This is a genomic window from Acinetobacter sp. V89_7 (assembly GCF_029967895.1).
Lineage (GTDB): Bacteria > Pseudomonadota > Gammaproteobacteria > Pseudomonadales > Moraxellaceae > Acinetobacter > Acinetobacter soli.
Window position 1 is genome coordinate 423,457 of the sequence record NZ_JASCAJ010000017.1, and the last position, 17,998, is coordinate 441,454.

Below are 17,998 nucleotides of genomic sequence, written 5' to 3' on the forward strand. Positions count from 1 at the left end.
TGGTTCTATTAAATGATTACTGTGCTGCTATGGCTTTTGCTCGCTGCAATTTTGTATCAAGTTCCGGATCCTTGATTTGTACATACGCATGGGCACGTACTTCACGCAACCAGCTATCCAGTTCACTATCAAACTGTCGCTCACCCAAGATCTGGCGTGCCATACGCTCTTGATATTCTTGAGTCATGTCTTTTTCACGAACGCCAGTGACTTCAAGAATATGCCATCCATATTGAGTCTGGAATGGCTGGCTAATTTGTCCGACTGGTGTATTTTTCATTTTCTCTTCGAACTGTGGCACCATACTGCCCGGCGTTACCCAGCCCAAACTTCCGCCATCACGTGCTGAGCCTGTATCAGAGGAGTAGGTTGCGGCGAGTGTGGTAAAGTCTTCACCCGACTTTAAACGATTATAAATGCTATCAATAGTTTGTTTGGCCATATCCGGACTGATGACTTCAGACGGCTGAATTAAAATATGGCGCGTCTGGTATTGGGTCACCATGGCTTTTTGATCGCTACTTTTTCGTTCGATCAATTTCAAAACATGAATGCCATCACGAACATTAATCAGCTCGGTAGTTTGACCTTGCTGAAGTGGACTAACACGCGCAGCTAATTCGGAAGGCAGGTCGGCAAGATCACGGTATCCCATGTCCGCACCTTCGACCTTAACGTCTTTGGTTGAGAATTTTTTACCAATCGCCGCAATGTCATTACTTTCATTCAAGGCTTGTTTTACATCTTGCGCAACTTTGGCAAGCTGCTGCGGATCTACTCCTTGTTGGGCAGAGATACGCGCATGAATAACATGAACCTGACTACCAAGCATTGCCTGACCTTGAGGCGACTTCAAAAAGTTTTCAACGTCTTGATCACTAATTTTGATACGTGACATGACTTGCTGCTGACGTAAGCGATTGATTGCCAAATCTTGACTGATACGAGCACGCAGTGCTGCATAAGTTCCCGGTGCTATACCATCGAGTTTCTGTTGAAAGGCAGGGAGTGATTTAATACCTGACTGACCAGCTACTTTGAGTACAGCATCATTGAGTGTGTTTTCATCTATCTTGATGTTATAGCGTTTTACCATTTCAAGTTGGGCTTCACGTAAAATCAACTGATCAAGCACCTGACGTTGCAAGAAGTTTTGTGGTGGAAGCCCTTTTTTTTGTGCTTCAAGCTGGTGTGTTGCTTCAGTGACACCTTGATCTAAATCGCTTTTAAGAATGACGCTATTGTCCACAATTGCAACGACTTCGTCTGTTGGCGCTGCAAAACTTTGCATTGATGAAGAAACAACCAGAGCCAGCGCGGTTGTTTTAAATAACTGTTTCAAATACTTTGTCTTCATTAACGTTGTGTCCAAGATTGATTAATTTCTTTAAAGCCTAAAACGCGATTTTCCAATAAAGAAGCTAACTTGTTGTTTAAGCCGCCTAATCCTTTAAATGTGATTTCTGCCATCACCGCGCGCTTAACGTTGACGTTCGGATCTTTCGGATCGTCTAGATCGTTGTAGTAAGAACGGCCGTAAACAGAAACCGCATAACAACATGATTCATAATTTACGCCAAGCAGATATTCACGTGCGACGTTGTTTCTGAAGTCATATTGAACATGGCCCATAATACGCCAGTTGTTCTTGATTGGTTGTACAAATGATGCAACAGCCGCATCGTACGCCACTTGACGATCTACAATTTCCTTGCGGTTAAAGTAACCAACGTTATAAAGATTTCCGTTGTCACCTGTGAAATAGGCTTGGAAATCGTGCTGAGAATTATTGCCATTAGACATCCATGCCGAGTTGGCACTTACTGTAAACTTATTTGTCAGCTGGCTCGAGATACTGACAATCGGCCCTGATGTTTTAGACGTATCTTCAGTGTCAGTGCTGTTTGTTAGCGTCACACGGCGATCAGAGAAATAAAAACTTTGGCCAACACCTGCACGAATTCGTTCAAGGCCTTCGGTATCAAACAAGCTATAGCTAACGCCCAGAGAAAGGAAGTTGTTGTCTTCTAAACGGTCATGACCATAAAAACGATACGGGCTAAAGAGCTGATCGTAGCTGATTGAAGCAGATGTAGTATCAAAGTTGGCATAGCCATTTTGATTTTCATACGGCGCGTATGCATAAAATGCACGTGGTGTAATGGTTTGAAGGTACTTACCATCACGCTGGAAAATCAAACCTGAATCGAGGGTAAACTGCGGTACGACTACCGACTTAGTTTCCGAGCTGGCATCTAGGTTTTGTGAGGCAATACTGTCTTTATCATAGAAAGTATTGATGCTTCGAACAGAAGCTTCTGGAATCACAAAGGCCCAAGGGGTGCGGTAGTTATAACGCACTGCAAACTGGTTATACAAACGTGTACCGCTGCTTTCTTGTGCAGAGTTGTCATTAATCGATTTTTTGAAATACGCGGTGTCGTTGTTATATTCATATTGCAAACCAAGCGGATTGCCCGTCACATAGTTGAGCAAGAACTGCGGCAAGCGTGCATAAGGCTTGTCTGCATCCAAAATGGTTTTATCTAAAGTTTGATAGTCTTCAACTTTTAACTGCGCAGTCAGGCCAGGAATTTGATTTTTATACTTTAGAGTGACCGCACGGCGTAGATTCAAATCGGTTTTAGAATCTGGATTGGTATCTAAGTCAGTGATGTAATCTTTATCAGAGGCGTAGTGATATTCTGCATCTGCCGTTAAATAATCGTTAATTTGCCATTTGTGCAAAAGGTTAAAATCTTTACGATCTTGATTATTGTATCGATCATCACTTGGTAAGTAGCCACCCCAGATTTTACCTTGACCATAATTCTCGGTGAGGTATCTAAATTCGCCTTGCATCATCATGCCACGATCTGAAATATATCGCGGAGTAACCGTTGCATCGTAATTTGGCGCAAGATTCAAATAAACCGGTACGGTGAGTTCAAGCCCACCATCGTTTGAGAAACCTAGGTTTGGGTTAAGAATCCCGGTGGTTCGGCGGTCATCAATCGGGAAATTAAAATACGGTACTGCCAAAACAGGGACATCTTTTACATATAACTTGGTGCCTTTGGTTACACCACGCCCGGTTTCCTGATTTAGTTCAATTTCTTTGGCTTGAATTTTCCAAGTTGGCTTTTGCTCGGGTGGGCAAGTGGTATAGGTGGCATTGTGCAGCACCAGTACATCCGGTGAGGTACGCTGAATCAGGTCTGCACGGCCATGCGCATGTTGCTGCTCAGAAATGTAATAGCTATTTTTTAAATCACCTTGCTGGGTTTTCAGGTTGTAATTAACCTGATCGCTTTTGGCCAGCAATCCAGCTTGTGCAAGCTGCACATTCCCTTGCGCGTTGGCATAGGTTTGGCTTTTATCGATCGTGACTTTATCGGCACGCACAGATCGCCCTTGCTGATCAATCAGGACATTGCCTTCAAGTTCTGAATCGCCATTCGGATTGTAATGTGCATAGTCTGCTGTGACTGTAGATGTGGCCTCTTTAGGGTCAACAGCTTGTGTGGTCGGACTGATCGGGGTAATCCAGGTGCCGCTACAAAAAGCGGAACTCAATGATTTGGTATCACGCACCTGAGCTTCCGGAGATGATTTCTCGACATAATACTGCTCAAAAAACTCTTGCCCTGGATAGGCTTTTTGAATGCTGTCCTTGAGTCTTTTATTGTCCACAGTCGAAGCTGTATCGTTGGCTTCAGCATAGCTTGATTGTATGGTGCTACCACACAAAAGTGTAAAAATAGCAGCTGCTAACGGATTAAATTTAAACTGATACTTCATTTGTGTCATTAACCAAGTATGCTAAAACGCAATTAATTATTGTCGCATCATAGAGAAAAAGTTTATAAGTGGCTACACTTAGAACTTCAAAATCTCAGCCCGTTTTAGATTTTATTGCAAATGAATACACAACGTGAACAATTGATACATATCTGGCTTACTTCGATTCTAAATTCAAGCGATTTTAGAATTCAATTTCTTGCCGGAGACGCAAGTTTTCGCCGTTATGCGCGAGTCGAATACAAAAATAATACCTATATGTTAATGGATGCGCCACCAGAAAAAGAAGATTGTGTGCCATTTGTTCAAATTGACGAGTTTTTTGATCGGCATGGTGTTCGTGTTCCGCATATTGTGGCCAAAGATCTAGCTCAAGGTTTTTTATTGCTTGAAGATTTTGGCGATGTGTTGCTTTCGACTTTACTTAATGACCAGACAGTTGATGCCTACTATTTGCAGTCGTTTAAACAACTCATTCATTTGCAGTCGATACCACCTCAAGATCAATTTCCAGTATATAGCTACGAAAAATTGATGGCAGAAATGCATTTACTCACCGAGTGGATGCTGCCTGCGCTAGAGATTCAGCCTGATTCAGATGAGCAACAATTGATTCAGCAGACCTTTGATTTGCTCGCCAAAAATGCACTGGCTCAGCCACAAGTCATTGTGCATCGAGATTTTCACAGCCGTAACCTCATGAAACTGGGCAATGAAGAGACACTCGGTGTGATTGACTTTCAGGATGCAGTAATTGGTGCTGACACATATGATTTGATCTCGATTACACGTGATGCTTACGTACAGTGGGACCCAAGCCGTGTTTACCAATGGTTTGAAACTTTTTATACGTTGTTGCCAGCTCAAGTAAAAGTAGCGCGTAGTTTTGAAACCTTTAAGCGTGATGCTGACTGGATGGCCATTCAGCGACACATCAAAATTTTAGGGATTTTTGTTCGCTTGTTTGTGCGTGACGGTAAATCAGGATATTTGAAAGATCTTCCGCGAGTCATGTGGTATCTGCTGGAAGAAAGTCAGCCTTACCCAGAACTTGCCGAATTTAGACGTTATATGATGGAGCAAGTTTTACCTAAGTTTGAAGAAACTTACGGCACCTTTGAGAGTGTTGCAGCATGAAGGCGATGATTTTGGCCGCCGGACTCGGCAATCGCATGCGTCCATTGACCCTGCACACGCCTAAACCGTTACTTCAGGTTGGCGGCAAACCGTTAATCGTATGGCATATTGAAAAGCTCAAAAAAGTCGGTATTACTGATATTGTCATCAATACGGCATGGCTTGCAGATAAACTGGTCGAGGCGCTTGGAGATGGTGCTGCTCTGGGGGTAAATATCCTCTGGTCGCATGAAGGTGAAGGGCTTGAAACCGCAGGTGGAATTATTCGAGCATTACCGCTTTTGGGGCAAGATCCCTTTTTGCTGGTTAATGGCGATGTCTGGACCACCATGGCGTTTAATGAACTTACTGAAATTGAACTGCATGATAATTTGGTGCATCTGGTTTTGGTCGATAATCCTGTGCAGCATCCAAAAGGTGACTTTATACTGGCCAAACAGCGCGCCTTTACCTTTGAGCAGGCAGTAGCGGGTGAGGCATTAACCTATAGTGGTTTGGCAGTAATATCGCCTCAACTGTTTGCGGGTTTAAGTGACGGCAAAAGACCTTTGGCACCTTTATTGCAAAAAGCTATGCTTGATGGACGCGCAAGCGCACAGAAAATGCAGGCAGATTGGGTTGATGTAGGTACCCCAGAGCGATTAAGCCTGTTAGATCAACAAATTAAGCAAGGTTTCTACAGTCAACTGTGTATTCACTAAGCGGTAGAGACTAGGCGTAGACCGAGAAATCGGTATACTTCCCCTAAATTTTTAAGATGTGAAGCGGATATGCATCCATTTTTCCAAGAGTTAAAACAGGGCAGTCAGTCCCTTGGGTTGAATCTAAGCGATGATGCTTTAGGATTGTTATTAAAGTATCAAGATGCCTTGGTATTATGGAACAAGGCATATAACCTGACCGCAATTCGAGATCCAAAAGAAATGCTGGTCAAGCACTTGCTTGATAGTTTAAGCATTTTAAAAGATTTACCAGCGGGGCGTCTTTTAGATGTTGGTACAGGCGGCGGAATGCCCGGCATGATTGTTGCCTTGTGTCAGCCTGAGCGTGATTGTGTATTGCTCGATTCGAACGGTAAAAAAATTCGTTTTCTCAAGCAATTTATTGCAGATTTAAAATTAAAAAATGTCATTGCAGTACAAACCCGCGTTGAAAACGAAGACTCGATCCAAGATTTGGGTAAATTTGATGTGGTGACCAGTCGTGCTTTTGCGTCGCTGTCAGATTTTGTTGCGGCAGCACGTCCGTATATGCACGATTCAACCGTGATTGCAGCAATGAAAGGCTTGGTACCGACCGAAGAGGCCGAACAGTTAAAAACTGAATTTTCATGTCAAGTGATCGAACTGCGTGTTCCACGTTTGGACGAGCAGCGTCATTTGCTTTTATTGCAACAATTAAAAAATTAAGTTTGGGGTTCTCATGGCTCAGATTATTGCGATTGCAAACCAGAAGGGTGGCGTAGGTAAAACCACGACAGCTGTAAATCTGGCGGCCTCTTTAGCGGTATTGAAAAAACGGGTATTGCTGGTGGATATGGATTCACAGGGTAATGCCACAATGGGGTCGGGTGTTCAAAAAAATGACCTGTTGTATTCAGTAACCGATGTTTTACTGGGTGAAGTTCCGATTGAAACCGCTATTACCAAGGCTGAGGTCGGCTACAAAGTTTTAGGTTCTAACCGTGACTTGGCAGGCGTCGAATTGGCAATTGCAGAGCAGGATGGTCGCGAGTTTATTCTAAAAAAAGCGCTAGATACCATTCGTGATAAGTTTGATTACATTGTGATCGACTGTGCACCAAGTTTGAGTCTCATTACAGTCAATGCGCTTGCTGCGGTCGATAGTGTGATCATTCCGATGCAGTGCGAATATTATGCGCTAGAAGGTCTGGCTGACTTAACCCAGACTATTGATCGTATTCAGCAGGCGCTCAATCCGAATTTGCAGATCACTGGTGTCTTGCGTACCATGTATGATGCTCGAAACGCACTGACACGTGATGTATCGGCAGAGCTTGAGCAGTTCTTTGGTAAAAAGCTTTACGATACGGTTATTCCGCGTAATGTTCGATTGGCCGAGGCGCCTGCACACGGCTTGCCGATTATTTACTTTGAAAAAAGTTCTAAAGGCGCGATAGCGTATTTAAACTTGGCTGCCGAAATGTTGAAGAAAAGCAAAGTGAAAAAAGGAACCAGCGCATGACCACAAAAAAACGAGGTTTGGCAAAAGGTCGCGGACTCGATGCATTACTTGGTTCGATTCAAAAAGAAAAACTCCAGCTTGAAGCACAGGCAATTGATCATGGTCAGCTAAAACAAGTTGATGTTGATCTGTTAAAGCGTGGTGAGTATCAACCACGCCGATTTATTCAAGAACAAGATTTAAAAGAGCTTGCAGCATCAATTGAAAAACATGGTGTGATGCAGCCGATCGTGATTCGTCCGATTCAAGATGATCAGTTTAGTTATGAAATTATCGCGGGTGAGCGTCGCTGGCGTGCAGCACAGTTGGCTGGATTGAAACAGGTTCCTGCAATTGTTCGTGATTTAAACGATCAGGTTGCCATTGCATTGGCTCTGATTGAAAATATCCAGCGTCAAGATCTCAATCCAATTGATCAAGCCTTGGCATTGCAACGCTTTCATGACGAATTTGGTCTGAGTCATCAAGAAATTGCCGAAACGGTAGGCAAGGCAAGAACAACAGTCAGCAATCTTCTGCGTTTACTCAGTCTCGATGATGTGATTAAAGACTTCATGCAAGAAGGGCAACTCGATATGGGTCATGCCCGTGCCATTCTGGCCTTGAAGGCAAAAGATCAAATTGCGATTGCAAAAGTCATCATTGATAAAAACCTGTCGGTTCGTCAAACCGAACAGTTGGTTCGCGAGTGGAATCAGCCGAAACAGTCAAAGCCTAAAGAGGCAACACCACCAGATATTGAGCAATTAACCCAGCGTTTATCTGAGCGTTTTGGTGCTCAGGTTAAAATTGATCACAACAAACAAGGTAAAGGTAAGTTGGTGATTCAGTATCATTCACTTGATGAGCTAGATGGTATTCTCACCCTGTGTTTGCCAGATGCGTAATTATTTGGTTTAAATACGCGGACTGATTTGCTATAGCTTTTATGTATGAAATAAGGCGTCGATATGAACGGTATTGATGCCTTATTTTTATTGAAAATTCATACTTTTTTAAGCTTAAGACAACAACATCTGCCACCAAAACCATACGGTGCAAGTATTGAAGTATGTTAAACTCCAGCTCGCATCTAGTATGTTTATTTGTTCAAGGTGAATGTAGGTGGTTTACACTGCTGTTGTTGGCTCATTGAGATGAGTGAAGCAAGCTAAGGAACGCTAAGCACTACTTGATATTATGCTAGTGCCGAATTAGAGGTTGATTGAGTGAAGCAAGATTTTAAGGTTTATATACGTCTAATATCCTATTTAAAACCTTATTGGGGTATCGCTTTGTTGGTGCTGATTGGTTTTGGTTTAAATGCCGCAACCGAAGTATCAGTCGCAAAACTCTTAAAATATATTATTGATGCCATTCAACTCGGTAGTCGAGAAGACTTAGACTGGTTTCCTTTGCTAATTGTATTACTGGTCTTCTTCCGTGGTCTTGGCTTATTTATGGGTGGGTACTACACCGCGGTGATTTCGCGTCGACTCATTTTTAGTATTCGACAAGAAGTTTATGCCAAACTTATGCGTCTGCCCTCGCAGTACTACCTCGATAATTCCTCTGGGCATATCTCTGCCAAGATCATGTACAACGTCGAGCAACTCACGGCAGCTTCCTCTGAATCATTAAAAATTATGGTGAAAGATGGTTTGGTGACCATGGGGTTATTGGGTTATCTGCTCTACACCAACTGGCGTCTTACGCTATGTATCTTTATTTTTATGCCGATTATTGGCTTTTTGGTGCGTAAAGCATCGAAGCGCATGCGTAAACTGTCTATACAGGTGCAAAACACCATGGGCGATGTGAACCATGTGGTTCAAGAAAGTATCGCGGGTCAGGCCGTGGTCAAAAGCTTTGCAGGTGAAGCTTCAGAACAAAAGCGTTTTTATACGTCATCTGAAGACAACTTAAAGCGCGGCTTGAAAATGGTGATCGTGCAAAATCTAAACAGTCCGCTGGTTCAGTTGGTCATGGCGATGGCGATGAGCTTGATTGTATGGTTGGCACTTCGTCCACAAATTTTAGGCGATACCTCTGCGGGTGAGTTTGTGGCATATATTACCGCAGCGGGACTTTTGGCTAAGCCTGTAAAGAACTTGACCGATGTCAATGAAAAACTTCAGCGCGGTATTGCGGCGGCGTATTCGGTATTTGAAGTACTCGATTTGCCGACAGAAGAAAATAAAGGTGTATTAACGCCAAAACTTGAAGGCGGTGTACGCTTTGATCATGTGACACTTGAATATGCAGCCGGTGTAAAGGCCATTCAAGATTTTACATTGGATATTCAGGCAGGCCAAACCATTGCTTTGGTTGGTCGTTCGGGGGCTGGTAAAACCTCTTTGGTGAATTTGTTGGTTCGCTTTCAGGAAACTACTTCGGGTGGACTATATCTTGATGGTATTCTAATTCGTGATATTGAGCTCTCGGTGTTGCGTCAGCAAGTGGCGATGGTGAATCAGCAGGTGGTGTTGTTCAACCGTTCAGTGCGTGAAAACATTGCTTATGGCCAGCTTGAAGGTGCGGCAGATGAAGATATCATCGCGGCAGCAAAAGCCGCCTATGCGCACGAATTTATTATGAATTTACCTCAAGGCTACGACACGGTACTCGGTGCTCAAGGCCTGAATCTTTCTGGCGGTCAGCGCCAGCGTATTGCCATTGCACGTGCGATTTTAAAAAATGCGCCAATCTTGATTTTGGATGAAGCAACCAGTGCGCTAGATAATGAATCCGAGCATTTCATTCAAAAAGCTTTCGATGAAGCGATGCAAAATCGAACCACACTGGTGATTGCGCATCGTCTGTCCACCATTGAAAATGCCGACATGATTGTGGTGATGGATAAAGGACAGATTGTTGAAAAAGGTACACATCAAGAGCTGTTAGATAAACAGGGCGCTTACTTCCAGTTGCATCAGCGTAATTTTGAGGAATAAAGATTCATGTCTCTGGCACAGATCATTCAAGATGCATGGAACCGTCAAGCCAAATGGTTGGTGTTGCTGCGTCCACTGTCTTGGTTGTATTGTGCCGGTTCAAAGCTAAACAAATCTTTATTCGATACAAAACTGAAATCGGTGTATCGTGCGCCGCTACCTGTACTGGTGATTGGGAATATTACGGTAGGAGGAAGCGGCAAGACGCCATTACTGATTCGGTTGGTCAACTATTTGCAGCTCAAGGGCGTCCGCGTGGGTGTAATTAGTCGGGGTTATGGTGCTGAAGGCCCATTTCCTGCGCTGGTTACTCAAACCTCGACACCCGAACAAGTGGGTGATGAACCTTGTTTAATTGTTCAGTCTACCCATGTGCCGATGGCTGTCGGCCCGAATCGTCAAGCATCAATCGAATTACTCATCAAACATCATCAGCTTGATCTCATTATTAGTGATGATGGATTACAGCACTGGGCGCTGGCACGTGATCTGGAGTGGATTGTGCTGGATTTAAACCGCGGTTTGGGCAATGAAAAATTATTGCCCGAAGGATTTCTACGGGAGTCCAAACAGCGCTTGGTTGGCGCGACAGTAATCGAGCATGGTCATGCGTCTAAGTCGCCGTTGAATATGTTTTTACAGCCAAGTGAACCTTATTTAATGTCGCCTGCCCATGATGTCTCTCTTTTTAATCCTCATGAGAGTTTTTATGCAGTGGTGGGGATTGGTTTTCCGCAGCGGTTTTATACCACTTTAGAGTCGATGGGAATCCATGATTTTCAATGTCATGAGTTTCCAGATCATCACGACTACCAACTGTCAGATCTTGAATTTGACGATCGGCACGCCATTATTACCACTGAAAAAGATGCTGTAAAATTACTGCCCCTGCTAAAACAGCACCCGGAATTTAGTCGAAAAATTTGGGTGGTTCCCGTCGAGGCAGTTTTATCCGACGCCTGCTACACTTTGCTCGAAGAGCAGCTTACAACACTTGGAATTCGCTTTTCTTAGGACATTCATATGAAACATATTGTCATCCCGGCTCGATTTTCCAGTACTCGTTTGCCTGGAAAGCCATTGCTTGAGATTCATGGGCGTCCGATGATCTTGCGTGTGGTTGATCAGGCCAAAAAAGTAGAGGGTTTTGATGATCTATGCGTTGCAACCGATGATGAGCGAATTGCCGAAGTCTGTCGTGCAGAGCAAATCGATGTGGTCATGACCAATCCTGCTCATCCTTCAGGAACAGATCGATTAAGTGAAGTAGCGCGTATTAAGGGCTGGGGCAAAGACGATATTATTGTCAATGTTCAAGGGGACGAGCCGCTTTTACCTGCAGCACTGGTGCAACAGGTCGCATCACTGTTGGTGGCTAAGCCAGATTGCTCGATGTCGACTTTATGTGAGTCGATTCATTCTTTAGATGAGTTCGCGCGTGACAGTATTGTCAAAGTGGTGATGAACAATGTGCAAGAAGCCCTGTATTTTAGTCGCGCCACAATACCGTACGACCGTGATGCAGCCCAGAAACAGGTTTCATCAAGTTTTGATCACGCTTACCGTCACTTGGGTTTGTATGCGTATCGCGTGAGCCTATTACAAGAATATGTGAAATGGTCGCAAGGTGTGCTTGAGAAACTTGAGAGTTTGGAGCAGCTTCGTGTACTCGAAAATGGACATCGTATTGCCATTGCTGTTGCAGACAGTGCACTTCCACCGGGTGTGGATACACCTGAAGATCTGGCGCGTTTAAACGCATTGCCTGTTTCATATTTTGATTAATTGGAAATGATGGCGTGAAACAGCATCAAGCAAAGGTTTATCCTTGGCAAGCTACAGTGTGGAAATCGCTCACAGGGCGTTTTCCTCAATTGGGTCATGGCCTGTTATTTTATGGAAAGTCGGGCAGTGGCAAACACGCTTTTGCATTGCATTTTTTAAGCTGGGTGCTATGCACGCAAAAAAAACCAGAAGGTGCGTGCGGTGAATGCATCAGTTGTCAGTGGCTTAAATCGGATACTCATCCAAATTATGTGTATATCACTACCGATGACGACAACAAAAAACAAAATGCCAAGATCAAGATTGAAAAAATCCGCGATCTGCTGCCGTTTGTGCAGCAAACCGTCGATGGTTGGCGCGTTATTGTGATTGAGCCAGCAGAGGCTTTAAATATCGCGTCTGCAAATGCACTACTGAAAACGCTTGAAGAACCCGGCGAAAAAGTATTGATTATCTTGATTGCCGATCATTATCTGAAGCTTCCGGCAACCATTCGAAGTCGCCTTCAGCATTTTTCACTGGATCGAATGACCTTTGATCAGGCACAGGACTATTTAAGCGAACAACTACCAACGCTCGATCCAGCAGACATTCAGCTTCTGTTAAATTTGAGCAATGACATGCCGCTCAAGGCGATAGAGCTTGCAGAAGCTGACTGGTTTAATAAGCGCCGTGATTTTGTATCTGACTGGATCAAACTGGTTAAACAGAAAAATATGCCCTTGATGATTGCATCGAAGTGGCAAAAAGAGCTAGCGGCGGCAGATTGGCTGATCATGTTTGAATACTTGTTGGGTGATTTAATTTGTGTCAAGCTAAATCAGGATCCTAAGAATATTGATTTGGACTTTAAGGAACTGTCGGGTGAGTATGCACTTGAACAACTCTTTGATCTTTATGCGCAGATCCAGCATTCAAAACAATTGATCGGACAGAATGTTCAAACCAATCTTGTGATCGATCAATTGTTTATTCAGCTCATGAACGTCAATGGGAGTTGAACATGGAATCGAGAATTAGTGGCGGCCTGATTCATGTGCACATTCCGGATCGGGCAACCTTGCAAGCCAGTTACATGCATTTTGTACAAGGTGGCGGCTTGTTTATTCCTTCTAGAGAGGCAGTCACGTTAGGCGAGGAGATATTTGTTCTTGCAACCTTGCCTGAACAAACACTGAAAATTCCACTTACGGGAAAAGTCATTTGGATTTCTCGTAAGCAAGCTGGAATCAAACCACAAGGGTTTGCCATACAGCTCTCTGGAGAGCGAGGTATATACTATAAAACTGAAGCCGAAAAAATTTTGGCAGGTAGTATGTCCTCAGATCGCTCAAATTTTACCATGTAGTTTTAGGAAAGAATTGTGTTTGTAGATACGCATTGTCATTTAACCATGCTCGACTTAACGCCATATGGTGGCGATTTGGATCAGGCACTAAACGAAGCGCGCGCGGCAGGTGTATCTAAATTTATGAGCATCTCTGTCGATCTTGATGACCATATCGCATTATCAGCGATTGCAGCGCGTCATGAAGATGTCGGGTATACGGTAGGGGTGCATCCGTGTGAAGATGTTGAAGTCATGGCACGAGCAACGACAGAGTATCTGGTCGAGTTGGCTCAACCCGAAAAAGTATGGGCACTTGGTGAAACAGGGCTCGACTATTATCACAGTGCGGAATTCGTCGATCAGCAAAAGGCCTGTTTTGCGCGACATTTGCAGGCATCCAAACAGGTCGGAAAGCCTGTGGTGGTGCATACACGCTCTGCCAAGACCGATACCATTGATATCATTCGTGCAGAGCAATCGACACACGGTATTTTGCACTGTTTTACCGAAGACTGGGAAACCGCTAAAGCTGCTTTGGACTGCGGTTATTATATTTCGTTCTCGGGAATTGTATCGTTTAAAAATGCGCAAGATTTACGCGATGTTGCCAAACAAGTGCCGCTTGATCGTCTGCTCATTGAAACCGACAGTCCATATCTTGCGCCAGTACCGTATCGCGGTAAATCAAATGAACCAAAATACGTGCCATATGTAGCCAAAGCGTTGAGTGATGTATATGATAAATCACTCGAGGAGATTGCATTGATTACACGTCAAAATTTTGAAAATCTCCTTGCAAACACATAACTTTAAAATGACATAGATAAGCGAGTGACGGCGTGAAGATGGATCGACAAGCTCAGTTCAGGGCAAGAGAAGCATTAATATTTGAAGTGGCAGAGCAACTTCTTCTCGACAATGGAGAAGCCGGTATGACACTTGATGCCTTGGCTGCTGAACTGGATCTCGCCAAAGGAACGCTGTACAAGCATTTTCAGAGTAAAGATGAATTGTATATGCTGCTTATTGTTCGTAATGAGCGCATGTTGCTAGAAATGGTACAGGACAAAGAAAAAACCTTTCCAGAGCATCTGGCATTCTTTATGTTGCATCATTTACATCATCCCGAACGTACAGTGTTATTTCATCAAATCGAAGAACGCTTATCGACCACTGGTCAGGGAATTTATCATCTGTTTCAAGAGTTGTATCAGGTGCGCAAACAGCGCTTGAGAATCATCATCAACATGACTGAAAAATATCTTGAAGAAATTCATAGTACCATGCCGGTGCGCGACTATTTGGCTGCAATTTGGTCGCTGACCCATGGCGCAGCGGCTATTTTAAATTCGAGCTTTTATCAGCGCTATTTAGGATCTCGCGATACTTTACGCGTGGCCTATATTGATCAGGCATTGGCGCTTCCAAAACATCTTCAAGAACCTCATTTTGTTTAGAGTATCCACATGAACAATAAACCACTGCGGCAGTCCGGTTTTACCTTGGTCGAGCTGATGGTGGTCATTGTAATTGTTGGAATTTTAGCGTCACTGATTGTGTTGAATATAAGCGGTGTAGATCAGCGTAAAGCCATGCAGGCGCGCGAGTTCTTTCTCTTGGATTTACAGCGTATTAATCGAGAAGCTACAGATCAGGGGCGAATTCTAGCGCTGGCAACACTTCCACAAACCGATGTACGCCCATTTGGCTACCAGATACTTGAATACATAGAACCGTCTGCTCAAACCGTCATTCAGGCCAATAACAAATGGCAAGTCTACAAAGACCTTCCAGTACGCTCATTGCCTGCCAATGTCAGCTTTCAAATTCGGCCTGTAGATTACGATTATCGTGTCGCATCGAATCAGGATCTGGTGGGGCAACAGGCGCCTCAGTTGGTCTGGTTAGGAAATGGCGAAGTTAAACCTGTTCGCATCCAGTTTTATTCTGCCCAGACACCAGTCGGTGCAGAAATTGAAGTAGATCACTTGGGTAAAATAAATGAAAACTAAAGGGTTTACATTATTAGAAGTGATGGTGGCGCTCGCGATTTTTGCAACCGCTGCGGTGGCCTTGACCAAGCTCGGTATGCAGTATACTCAGTCTACAGCCAATGCCGTATTAAGAACCAAAGCACAATTCGTGGCAATGAACGAAGCCGCCATGATGCAAATTAATCGTGAATGGATGCAAGGCACATCCTCAAAGCAAGTGACGTCTCAGGGTGAAACGTGGCAAGTCGATAAAACTGCGCAGGCGACAATTAGTCCAAACGTACAGCGGATTGAAATTCAGATCAGCCGCTTTGATCCTCAGCAAAACAAAGTTGAAGCGGGAATTACGCATATGGTGTTTTTCAATTATCCGCCTAAAGAAAACGTCTCATGAAAAAAAGATCGGGATTTACGCTGGTTGAGCTCTTGGTGGCGATTGCGATTTTTGCGGTTCTTTCTGCATTGGGCTGGAAAATTTTTGACTATCTGATTAAGACCAAGGAACGCAACCAGCAACATGAGCTTCAGATTTTTGAGTTGCAAGATGCCTATCAAATTATACTTCGAGATTCACTGCAGCTCATCCCGATGACTGCCAATATCAACGGACAAATCCGGTCTGCACTCAGCCTGAGTGATACCAGTTTGCAATTTAGCAAGGCAGGAGTGAGTGATCCGCTCAAAGAGGGCCTCGCGCCATACGAACGTATTGAATATCGTTATGTACCCAGTGAAAAGATGGTATATCGGTTAAAATACCGTAGCCTGAATATCACCAACAACGAGCAGCCAGAATCGAGTGTACTGCTCAAAAATGTAGATCAATTTCGAATAACGGTGTTGAATCCGCAGATACTCAACCAGTGGCCTGAGGCGGGTGCAGATTTAAGTCAGCCTACCAGCATGCAGCGCCTGCCGCGAGGGCTTAAGATTGATGTACAGCGTTCAGATGTAAACTATGAATGGATTTTTCCGCTTTTAGATACTCAATTTATGAGTGTAAACGGATCATAGGCCAAAGGATAAACCGATGAAACGACAGCAAGGCGTTGCGTTAATCACGATTCTGGTAATGGTGGCTTTGGCAACGATTTTGGCAGCATCTATTGTAAAACATCAGAGCAATACGGCACAAAATACAGGATATCTAATCCGTCAAAACCAATCCCTATTATATGCAAAAAGTGCCGAAGCATTTTTTTCCGAATTGCTGGTGCAAGATGCACAAAATGCGGCTGAAGCAGATCATCCAGCAGAAATCTGGGCTCAGCCCATGCCACCGTTTCCGGTTGAAGATGGTTTTGTCTCTGGCATATTAAAAGACGAATCGGGAAAGTTTAATCTGAATAATCTGGTCGATGCGCAAGATAAAGTCGATGAAAATGCCAAAGCATGGTTTGAGCAGTTACTGGTACGTGTGGGATTGTCACCACAGTTAAGTGAAGCAGTGATTGACTGGCAAGATCGTAATGATGAAGTGTCGGGTTCTGCTGGCGCAGAAAGTAGCTATTATCAAGGTTTGAGCCGTCCTTATTTGGCAGCCAACACAAAATTTCATAGTGTAGATGAGCTGCGTATGGTTCGCGGATTTGAGGGTAAAAATTTTGATTTAATACGTCCTTATGTCACAGCATTACCTTCAAATGCACCGACTAAAGTCAATATTAATACGGCATCTACGCTACTCTTGACCAGCTTGGATACCAGTTTAAATCCGGCAGCCGTTCAAAACGCACTACAAGAGAAAATGTCCAATATGGGATACTTTAAAAGTGTAGATGAATTGTGGACGCTTGATGCCTTTAAGGGGGTCAGTGCGGAAAACCGGAACAAATTTAAAAATTTGCTCGATGTCCGCTCAGATTATTTCAGAGCTTACATTGAGGTGTTGTTAAGTGAGCGTAAACGTCAGTTTACGAGCGATCTGGTACGTATCAATAAAAAAGTTTATGTGTATTCTCGTAGTTTAGCATCTGTGCCCAAAGCTGCTATGGACTAATTTTTAGTAGAGCAATCATGAATTTTGAGGTATTTGAAGAAGAAAAATACGCAATTGAGTTGAATTAAGACGTTTTGCTAATTGTCAGTAACGTTAAAAGAAATGTAATGCCTGACGAATTGATCTATAATGTACGATCTAGTTGTCGAAGTTTGATCGGACGCATGTTAATTCGTAAGTTATTCAAATTTGAAAATGCGCATATTGTGCGTAACTGTACCTCAGATCGTTGCAAACGTTCAATCCACGGTCACAGCTATAAAGTTGAATTGCTACTTAAAGCCAATAAACTCGATCATGGTCAGATGGTTTACGATTTTGGGTTGCTTAAAGGTGTGATTAAAGAGCTGTATGACAGTTTTGATCATGCGATCTGTTTCTGGCAAGACGACAGTCCTGAATATATTCAGGCGTGCAAACAGTTTAGTGCGCGTTGGGTATCATTGCCAGTGTCGCCATCTGCGGAGCAATTTTCACGTATTTTCTTTTATCTAGCGCAACAAGTGCTTAACTCAACCATCACGCAAAATGGTGAAGGGGATGTCGAGGTATATTCTGTGATTGTGCATGAAACAGATACAGGATATGCGCAAAGCTTTATTGAAGATATTGAAAACCCGCAAATGGGACAACTTCATTTGCAAGATATTATTTTCTCAGAACAAGTGCAAACTGAATGGACAGATGCACTAATGTATGAGAAGTTAAAGCAAGGTAATCGATTTAAAAATCCACAGGTTGAGTTGCAGGTTCAGGTTTAACTCAACCTATCACTCATCATTACATGGTATGAAATAAGCGTTTAGGATGAAAA

At 43.5% G+C, this 17,998-nt stretch carries 19 protein-coding genes; 17 read left to right on the forward strand and 2 right to left on the reverse strand.

Going from position 1 to position 17,998, the window contains the following annotated elements:
* Nucleotides 1-16: 16 nt before the first annotated feature.
* Nucleotides 17-1,357 (reverse strand): peptidylprolyl isomerase, encoded by a 1,341-nt coding sequence (locus tag QLG00_RS03190; protein WP_004938760.1) that lies wholly within the window; start codon nucleotides 1,355-1,357, stop codon nucleotides 17-19.
* Nucleotides 1,357-3,801 carry an LPS assembly protein LptD gene (gene lptD, locus QLG00_RS03195; RefSeq protein WP_076032171.1) on the reverse strand — a complete coding sequence of 815 codons (2,445 nt, stop codon included), beginning with the start codon at nucleotides 3,799-3,801 and terminating at the stop codon, nucleotides 1,357-1,359. Before lptD ends, QLG00_RS03190 begins: the two co-directional genes overlap by 1 nt.
* Nucleotides 3,802-3,921: 120 nt before the next feature.
* Here lptD and QLG00_RS03200 point away from each other — a divergent pair, with 120 nt between their 5' ends.
* From QLG00_RS03200 to QLG00_RS03280, 17 genes are all read left to right on the forward strand, one after another.
* Nucleotides 3,922-4,938 (forward strand): phosphotransferase, encoded by a 1,017-nt coding sequence (locus QLG00_RS03200; RefSeq protein ID WP_004938755.1) that lies wholly within the window; start codon nucleotides 3,922-3,924, stop codon nucleotides 4,936-4,938.
* Entirely contained in the window at nucleotides 4,935-5,639 is a 705-nt protein-coding gene (gene murU, locus QLG00_RS03205; protein ID WP_004948162.1) for an N-acetylmuramate alpha-1-phosphate uridylyltransferase MurU, read from the forward strand. The genes QLG00_RS03200 and murU overlap by 4 nt, the downstream gene beginning before the upstream one ends.
* A gap of 69 nt (nucleotides 5,640-5,708) precedes the next feature.
* Nucleotides 5,709-6,347: a 16S rRNA (guanine(527)-N(7))-methyltransferase RsmG gene (gene rsmG / locus QLG00_RS03210; RefSeq protein ID WP_004938752.1), complete on the forward strand. Its 639-nt coding sequence runs from the start codon at nucleotides 5,709-5,711 to the stop codon at nucleotides 6,345-6,347.
* A 13-nt stretch (nucleotides 6,348-6,360) separates the two neighbouring features.
* Complete coding sequence (locus tag QLG00_RS03215) at nucleotides 6,361-7,143, forward strand: AAA family ATPase (RefSeq protein WP_025095488.1); 783 nt, start codon at nucleotides 6,361-6,363, stop codon at nucleotides 7,141-7,143.
* Complete coding sequence (locus tag QLG00_RS03220) at nucleotides 7,140-8,030, forward strand: ParB/RepB/Spo0J family partition protein (RefSeq protein ID WP_004938745.1); 891 nt, start codon at nucleotides 7,140-7,142, stop codon at nucleotides 8,028-8,030. The genes QLG00_RS03215 and QLG00_RS03220 overlap by 4 nt, the downstream gene beginning before the upstream one ends.
* Before the next feature lie 321 nt (nucleotides 8,031-8,351).
* On the forward strand, nucleotides 8,352-10,076 hold the full coding sequence (gene msbA, locus QLG00_RS03225; RefSeq protein WP_282470490.1) for a lipid A export permease/ATP-binding protein MsbA: 1,725 nt from the start codon (nucleotides 8,352-8,354) through the stop codon (nucleotides 10,074-10,076).
* A 6-nt stretch (nucleotides 10,077-10,082) separates the two neighbouring features.
* A complete protein-coding gene (lpxK, locus tag QLG00_RS03230) occupies nucleotides 10,083-11,090 on the forward strand; it encodes a tetraacyldisaccharide 4'-kinase (RefSeq protein ID WP_282470491.1) in 1,008 nt (335 codons plus the stop codon).
* 9 nt (nucleotides 11,091-11,099) lie between these two features.
* The gene (gene kdsB, locus QLG00_RS03235; protein ID WP_025095489.1) at nucleotides 11,100-11,861 is read left to right on the forward strand and encodes a 3-deoxy-manno-octulosonate cytidylyltransferase; all 762 of its coding nucleotides are present in this window, start codon (nucleotides 11,100-11,102) and stop codon (nucleotides 11,859-11,861) included.
* Nucleotides 11,862-11,875: 14 nt separating this feature from the next.
* Nucleotides 11,876-12,862 carry a DNA polymerase III subunit delta' gene (locus QLG00_RS03240; protein ID WP_119690242.1) on the forward strand — a complete coding sequence of 329 codons (987 nt, stop codon included), beginning with the start codon at nucleotides 11,876-11,878 and terminating at the stop codon, nucleotides 12,860-12,862.
* A 2-nt stretch (nucleotides 12,863-12,864) separates the two neighbouring features.
* Nucleotides 12,865-13,209 (forward strand): PilZ domain-containing protein, encoded by a 345-nt coding sequence (locus QLG00_RS03245; RefSeq protein ID WP_250364686.1) that lies wholly within the window; start codon nucleotides 12,865-12,867, stop codon nucleotides 13,207-13,209.
* A gap of 15 nt (nucleotides 13,210-13,224) precedes the next feature.
* On the forward strand, nucleotides 13,225-13,998 hold the full coding sequence (locus tag QLG00_RS03250) for a TatD family hydrolase (protein WP_004948140.1): 774 nt from the start codon (nucleotides 13,225-13,227) through the stop codon (nucleotides 13,996-13,998).
* 38 nt (nucleotides 13,999-14,036) lie between these two features.
* A complete protein-coding gene (locus QLG00_RS03255; protein WP_004938726.1) occupies nucleotides 14,037-14,648 on the forward strand; it encodes a TetR/AcrR family transcriptional regulator in 612 nt (203 codons plus the stop codon).
* A 9-nt stretch (nucleotides 14,649-14,657) separates the two neighbouring features.
* Nucleotides 14,658-15,203 (forward strand): prepilin-type N-terminal cleavage/methylation domain-containing protein, encoded by a 546-nt coding sequence (locus tag QLG00_RS03260; protein ID WP_282470492.1) that lies wholly within the window; start codon nucleotides 14,658-14,660, stop codon nucleotides 15,201-15,203.
* The gene (gene gspI, locus QLG00_RS03265; RefSeq protein WP_004948134.1) at nucleotides 15,193-15,579 is read left to right on the forward strand and encodes a type II secretion system minor pseudopilin GspI; all 387 of its coding nucleotides are present in this window, start codon (nucleotides 15,193-15,195) and stop codon (nucleotides 15,577-15,579) included. The genes QLG00_RS03260 and gspI overlap by 11 nt, the downstream gene beginning before the upstream one ends.
* Complete coding sequence (gspJ, locus tag QLG00_RS03270; protein ID WP_282470493.1) at nucleotides 15,576-16,199, forward strand: type II secretion system minor pseudopilin GspJ; 624 nt, start codon at nucleotides 15,576-15,578, stop codon at nucleotides 16,197-16,199. Before gspI ends, gspJ begins: the two co-directional genes overlap by 4 nt.
* Before the next feature lie 16 nt (nucleotides 16,200-16,215).
* Complete coding sequence (gspK, locus tag QLG00_RS03275) at nucleotides 16,216-17,184, forward strand: type II secretion system minor pseudopilin GspK (protein ID WP_282470494.1); 969 nt, start codon at nucleotides 16,216-16,218, stop codon at nucleotides 17,182-17,184.
* Between the two features lie 164 nt (nucleotides 17,185-17,348).
* Nucleotides 17,349-17,945, forward strand: a complete 597-nt coding sequence (locus QLG00_RS03280) for a 6-carboxytetrahydropterin synthase (RefSeq protein ID WP_025095495.1) — start codon at nucleotides 17,349-17,351, stop codon at nucleotides 17,943-17,945.
* Nucleotides 17,946-17,998: the final 53 nt, after the last annotated feature.